Raw genomic sequence first — 6,261 nt, 5'->3', positions numbered from 1 at the left:
GTACAACTTTAAAAACCACGCCTCGGCGTGGTTTTTTGCTTTATCGCACAAAAGCTTAATCAATAAAAACTTAATTAACAAAAACTTATCTATACGAGAATAAAATGCTCCTATGGATTATTTACACAAAACATATACAAAGAGTTGTACAAAAACCTATAATAATTCCAACTACATGATAAAGTGCCTCAACGGCGCCTAGGGAGCAGGCTCAATGTTGTCCTCAGCATCTCGTTTCAACGCCATGAAAATCAGCACCCGGCTAACTATCGCCTTTTCGGCACTGCTGGCACTGCTGGTTATTCTCACAAGCGCAGGCATTTACCAAGTTAATCAAATCGACCGTGGCCTCACGTCGATTAACGATGTGAACGGCGCTAAACAACGCTTGGCGGTGGACTGGCGTGGCAGCGTGCATGACCGTGCCATTGTGCTGCGAGATATCGTGATAACTGCCGGTGATGGCAATCTTAATGCGCTGGGAAGTGAAATCGAGCGCTTGCGCGATGCCTACGACACGGCGTCAGCCGGCATGTCACAGGTGACCAGTGAATACACGGGAAGTGCACAAGAACAGAGCCTACTCAGCAGTATTAACGAGCAGAAAACAGCTACTCACGAGCTTGCCGACCAGGTCATCAGCGCCCGTCAAGCGGGCGAATATGACAACGCCCAACGGCTGATGCTTGAACAGGCCGGGCCCGCTTACACAGAGTGGTTAAACCGCATTAATCAGTTTATTGATTTACAAGAGCAGATTAACAACGCCACCACAGCGGAGGCGCGCGATACGGCGTCAGGCTTTCAGCTGCAGATGCTAGGGTTGACGCTATTTGCACTATTAGTGGGTGGCTTAATTGCCGTGTTTTTATCTCGTCAACTGTTACGTGAGCTGGGCGCAGAGCCTCATGAGGTAAAAGCTTTTGCTGAAGCCATTGGCCGCGGCGAGCTGGCGACTAAAGGCCGTTTAAAGAAAGGCGACAACCACAGCATCATGGCGTCCCAGGTGGTGATGGCAAAGCAATTGCAAGATATTGTGACCCAGGTACGCGCCTCTGCCGAAGCGGTTGCCTCCAATAGCGAGCAAATCGCTGAAGGCAACAATGATCTTGCATCACGTACCGAACAGCAGGCGAGCGCCCTAGCGGAAACGGCCTCAGCGATGGAAGAACTCAACAGCACGGTGAAGCAAAACGCCGATAACTCTGCCCAAGCCAGCCAAGAAGCGACCAGTGCTTCTAAAACCGCCACCCAGGGTGGCGAAGCCGTCCATCAAGTCGTCGCCACGATGAATGACCTGAACAAGAGCTCGCAGGAGATCGCTGGCATTATTTCCACCATTGACTCGATTGCTTTTCAAACCAACATATTGGCGCTAAACGCCTCAGTAGAAGCAGCACGTGCCGGAGAACATGGCCGCGGCTTTGCAGTGGTGGCAGAAGAGGTGCGCAAGTTAGCTCAGCGTAGCGCCGACGCCGCTCGCGAAATTAATAAGCTTATTTCCAGCAACCTGGAGCGCGTTAATCACGGTAATGAACGCGCCGAAGAAGCCAGTAAATCCACCGAAGAGATTGTCGCTGCCATCGCCCGCGTGACCAGCATTATGCAAGAGATCAGCCACGCCAGCGCTGAACAGAGTGCAGGTGTACAAGAAGTAGGGCAAGCCGTCACAGAGATGGACCAGGTTACCCAGCAAAACGCCGCCCTGGTAGAAGAGAGCGCAACGGCTGCCAACAACCTGCGTCAAAATGCCCACCAACTACTCCATGCGATGGGGGTTTTCAAACTACCTGCGAGCGCGGCCCAGCCAGCCGCACCTCTTCGCCCTAATCATGCCCTTCAGAATAAGGCTGCCCACGTACTCCCCTCAAACAAACAGGCGGCTGAGCCTGAATGGGAAAGTTTCTAATAATAATTAACCAATATAACACTAACCCAGCCGCTAGCTATTGAGTGCAAGCGTGGCATCCTTATGCAAGATGCCACGCTTAAGCCTGATTCACGAGGTTATGATGAAGCCCTCTAAAAGCCTTCTGATGGTATTTTTACTGCCTATTTTAATGATTGTATTGCCTGCCGTTTTGCTACTAATCATTGCACTACAAGTATCTCAAGAAGAGTCGCTGCAAAATCACCAGCTACAAGCTAACGATTTAGATACGTTGGTACAGATGGCTACCTTTGATCGTCAACTGGGCGATCTTCACCAGCGGATGACGGACGTACTCAGCCGCGTTGAGGATGTCAATTTAAGTGCCATGCAGCGTTACGCCGAATATGGCGTTATTAACCAAGAACTTACTCAAATAAGGAACAACATTGACCGGCTGGCGACATCCCCCCTTATTTTCGACCTCAGTCAAGAAAGCGCTGATGCTCTGCAACGCGTGTTTCATCAATACCGAAGTTTTATCAGTATGGCCAACGAAGCAGCGACCCTTAATCAGGGTGAGCCTAGCTTTTACCTCCAAGAGGCACAGCGCCACTTCACTACGTTTAATCTATTTTCACAGCAGATATTTGAGGAACTCACGTTACGCGCCAGTGCTCGGCATCGTGAGTCTTACAGTGCGCTGACTAACACGCGTGCCTCCATTCTCTGGATTGGTCTGGGCCTTTTTGCACTGCTGATTAGCGCAGCCTTATTCGCAGCATGGCGGATTAACCGACGCTTAATAACCGTCGGCGATGCCATCTTAGCGCTTTCTGATAACCACCAACCGCTGCCCGATTTGCAGCGCGTAGAACGATTAAGCCGGAAGCATATTGGGCCACTTCAGCGTATCGCGGTGGCGCTCCTCTCATTACGCGATACAGAGCAGAAGCGTCGTCACGCTGAGCGCCAGGTGCATCAGTTGGCCTATTACGACTCGCTCACCGGCCTGCCCAACTGGCGTTTAATGAAAGAGCACCTTCAACACTCACTGGAAACCAACAGCCAAACCAACACCTATGGTGCGCTCGCATACGTGGATGTAGATGAATTCAAGCGCATAAACGATAGCACTGGTCACCAAGCAGGCGATGAGCTTCTCAATCAAATGGCTGAACGGCTCCAAAACCTTGGGCAACAGTCTGCCACCATTGGGCGCTTAAATGGGGATGAATTTGCCATCATCATCGACGGATTAGATAGCGACAAGTTGAAAGCCGCCGAAAAAGCAGAGCTGTTCGCTAGCCAGGTAGCGCACACACTTACCCAGCCTTACTGCCTAGATGGTCATTACCAGTTCTTAAACGTTAGCCAAGGGCTTGTACTGTTTAAGGGTATTGACGATAGCGTAGATAGCCTATTTCAGTATGCGAATTCAGCGGTTCATTTTGCTAAGCGCGCGGGTCAGAACAGTATCCGGTTTTATGACCCTGCGGTTCAGGCTCAGCTTGAAAGTCGCACTGAGCTTGAGCGAGACCTGCGCTTGGCTATCGAGAACAAAGAGTTTGTGCTGGTTTATCAGATTCAGGTGGATAGCCAGGGTAGCGCCATTGGTGCTGAAGCCTTGATTCGCTGGCAGCACGCCACCCGCGGCTTTGTTTCTCCGGGCGCGTTTATTCCCCTGGCGGAAGAGACAGGACTCATTGTACCCATTGGCAATTGGGTACTTCACGCTGCCTGCGAGCAGTTGGTCGCCTGGCAAGCCGATGAGCACACCAAAGATTTAGTGTTAGCAGTTAATGTGAGCGCCAAGCAGTTCCAGCAGCCTACCTTTGTAGACGATGTAGCTCACGCCCTTGAGGTAAGCGGCGCGTCACCGCACAAGCTTAAACTGGAACTCACTGAAAGCACGGTGATCGGCAAAATCGACGATATCATTGCCCGCATGTACCAGCTGAAAGCGCTTGGCATCAGTTTCGCGATGGACGACTTTGGCACTGGTTACTCGTCGCTTCAGTATTTAAAACGGCTACCCTTGGACCAGATCAAAATTGACCAATCGTTTGTCCGCGACCTACATCATGACGCAGACGATATGGCGATTGTAGAAACCATTATCGCCATGGGCCGCTCGCTGGGGCTTAATGTGATTGCTGAAGGGGTAGAAACCATGGAGCACTGGAAGTGCTTAAACGACCACCAGTGCCACGCCTACCAAGGCTATTACTTTTGTAAGCCGGTGGCGGCAGCGGAGATGGCTAACTACTGCCTAGCACCTCCGCCCACGCTCACTTAACCCGTCAATGTCGATACAGACATCTACTCGCCCGGCTGCCAGCCGTTAACAATGGGGTAGCGCCGGTCACGCCCAAAGCCCCTTGGTGTCACCCGCACCCCTACTGGCGCTTGCCGGCGCTTGTACTCACAGCGGTCGACAAGTTTGACCACTTTATACACATCTTCATGGTCAAAACCTGCCGCAATAATCGCCTCAGCGCTCATATCGCCTTCGATGTAGCGTACTAAAATGGCGTCCAGCACATCGTAATCAGGCAGCGAATCACTATCTTGCTGATCCGGCGCTAGCTCGGCACTGGGTGGGCGTTCAATCACCCGCTCAGGGATGGCCGGCGACTGCGTATTACGCCAGCGCGACAAGCGATACACCCAGGTTTTATACACATCTTTAATGGCGTTATAGCCGCCGACCATGTCGCCGTAAAGCGTCGCATAGCCCACCGCCATTTCACTTTTATTGCCCGTCGTTAATACCATCAGGCCTTTCTTGTTGGAGATGGCCATCAACAGCACACCACGGCAGCGAGACTGCAGGTTCTCTTCGGTGGTATCCCGTTCGGTGCCCGCAAAGCTTTCCGCCAGCGTCCCCATAAACGCCTCAACCATGGGTTCAATGGGCATGACATCGTAATGCACGCCGAGCATCTGGGCTTGCTCTGCGGCATCTTGCTTAGAGATATCCGCCGTGTAATGGTAGGGCATCATGACCGCCTGCACCCGCTGCGGGCCTAGCGCATCGACAGCAATCGCCAGGGAAAGCGCCGAATCAATGCCACCGGAAAGCCCGAGCACCACGCCTTCAAAGCCGCTTTTATTAACGTAGTCTCGCAGGCCAGTGACAAGCGCGCAGTAGAGGCTCTCTTCCGGCGCCACATCGGGCTCAATCTCTCCCGCCTGGGGCTCCCAGGTCGTGGCGCTGGTTTGCAACAGCTGAACCGGCATCAACCCCACCTGCCAATAAGGGGCAAGTACCTTCAGCTGGCCTTGGGCATCCACACAGCTAGAGCCGCCGTCGAATACCAGCTCATCCTGACCACCGATGGTATTCACATAAATAATCGGCAGCTGTACATCTTGGGCGTGCTCGGCTAACAGGCGCAGCCGTTCGGCGGGCTTGTCTTGGTGGTAAGGCGAGGCGTTTAAGCTGATGAGCACCTCAGCGCCTGCGTCTCGGGCGGCTTGGACTGGCGTGCCTTTCCATAGGTCTTCACAAATCAACAACCCAAGCTTAGCGCCTTTATGCTCGTATACCAGGGGCTGGGTGCCCGATGTGAAGTAGCGCTGCTCGTCAAATACTTGATAGTTGGGCAGTGCCTGCTTGGCGTACTCGGCTTCCCACTGGCCGTTATACAGCACGCCTGCCAAGTTGTAGCATTTGCCTTCCCGCACGCCTGGGTAGCCGATAATCACTAGCACATCCCGAGCGATTTTTTCCGCCATTTTGGCCCGCGCTTCACGCAGGCGAGCTTCCATGGAGGGTCGCAGTAACAGATCTTCCGGTGGGTAGCCGGATAAAAACAGCTCTGGAAAAACGACTATATCCGCCCCATGCTCGATCCTCGCTTCACGCACGGCTTCAATTGCGCGGGCAGCATTGCCGGGAATATCTCCCACTAAAGGGTCGAGTTGGGCCATAACCAGCGTTAAGTCTTGCATGGGCGTTAAAATCTCTTGAGAATCTTTAGGACTGAGTGGCACCTTACTAGGTGCATTGTCCCGCAAGGCTCGCCAACTGGCAAAGGCCATGCGGTGCGCATATGTCGCTTGCCCTTGTCACATCCCACCATGGGAGCAGAAAAAGGATGAACCTTTTGATTATTCGGCTGATTATTTTTGCCGTTATTTTTTATGCCGGTTTGAAGCTGTATGGCCTCTACCGCGAACGTCGGCTCTCTCACGAACAAAGCACCCTAAAACGCCACGAAGGCGGCCAAATGGTGCGCTGCCGCTGGTGCGAGGTGCACGTACCCGAAGATGAAGCGCTACGCGACAACGAACAGTGGTTTTGCTCCAGCGCCCATCGCGACCGTTTCCTGCAAGAGCAGCAGGACAAAGAGAACCGCGACTAGCACGGCCAAAAAGTAGCGTTG

General features: G+C 52.9%; 4 protein-coding genes. 3 read left to right on the top strand and 1 reads right to left on the bottom strand.

Translation table 11 applies throughout. The annotated features are described in order from the left end of the window. Positions 1 to 214 precede the first annotated feature (214 nt). Entirely contained in the window at positions 215 to 1,909 is a 1,695-nt protein-coding gene (locus MOY_RS14115) for a methyl-accepting chemotaxis protein (protein ID WP_009100987.1), read from the top strand. A 103-nt stretch (positions 1,910 to 2,012) separates the two neighbouring features. Then, a complete protein-coding gene (locus MOY_RS14110) occupies positions 2,013 to 4,169 on the top strand; it encodes a putative bifunctional diguanylate cyclase/phosphodiesterase (protein WP_009100985.1) in 2,157 nt (718 codons plus the stop codon). Positions 4,170 to 4,192: 23 nt separating this feature from the next. Here the strand turns inward: MOY_RS14110 and MOY_RS14105 are convergent, their stop codons facing one another. Then, positions 4,193 to 5,827: an NAD+ synthase gene (locus MOY_RS14105; protein ID WP_035540802.1), complete on the bottom strand. Its 1,635-nt coding sequence runs from the start codon at positions 5,825 to 5,827 to the stop codon at positions 4,193 to 4,195. A 146-nt stretch (positions 5,828 to 5,973) separates the two neighbouring features. Between MOY_RS14105 and MOY_RS14100 the strand changes: the two genes are divergently transcribed. Then, complete coding sequence (locus MOY_RS14100) at positions 5,974 to 6,240, top strand: PP0621 family protein (protein WP_009100980.1); 267 nt, start codon at positions 5,974 to 5,976, stop codon at positions 6,238 to 6,240. Positions 6,241 to 6,261: the final 21 nt, after the last annotated feature.

This window comes from Halomonas sp. GFAJ-1, from assembly GCF_000236625.2.
GTDB lineage: Bacteria > Pseudomonadota > Gammaproteobacteria > Pseudomonadales > Halomonadaceae > Vreelandella.
Note: the sequence above shows the minus strand (reverse complement) of the source record. Positions and strands in the feature narration are given on the sequence as shown.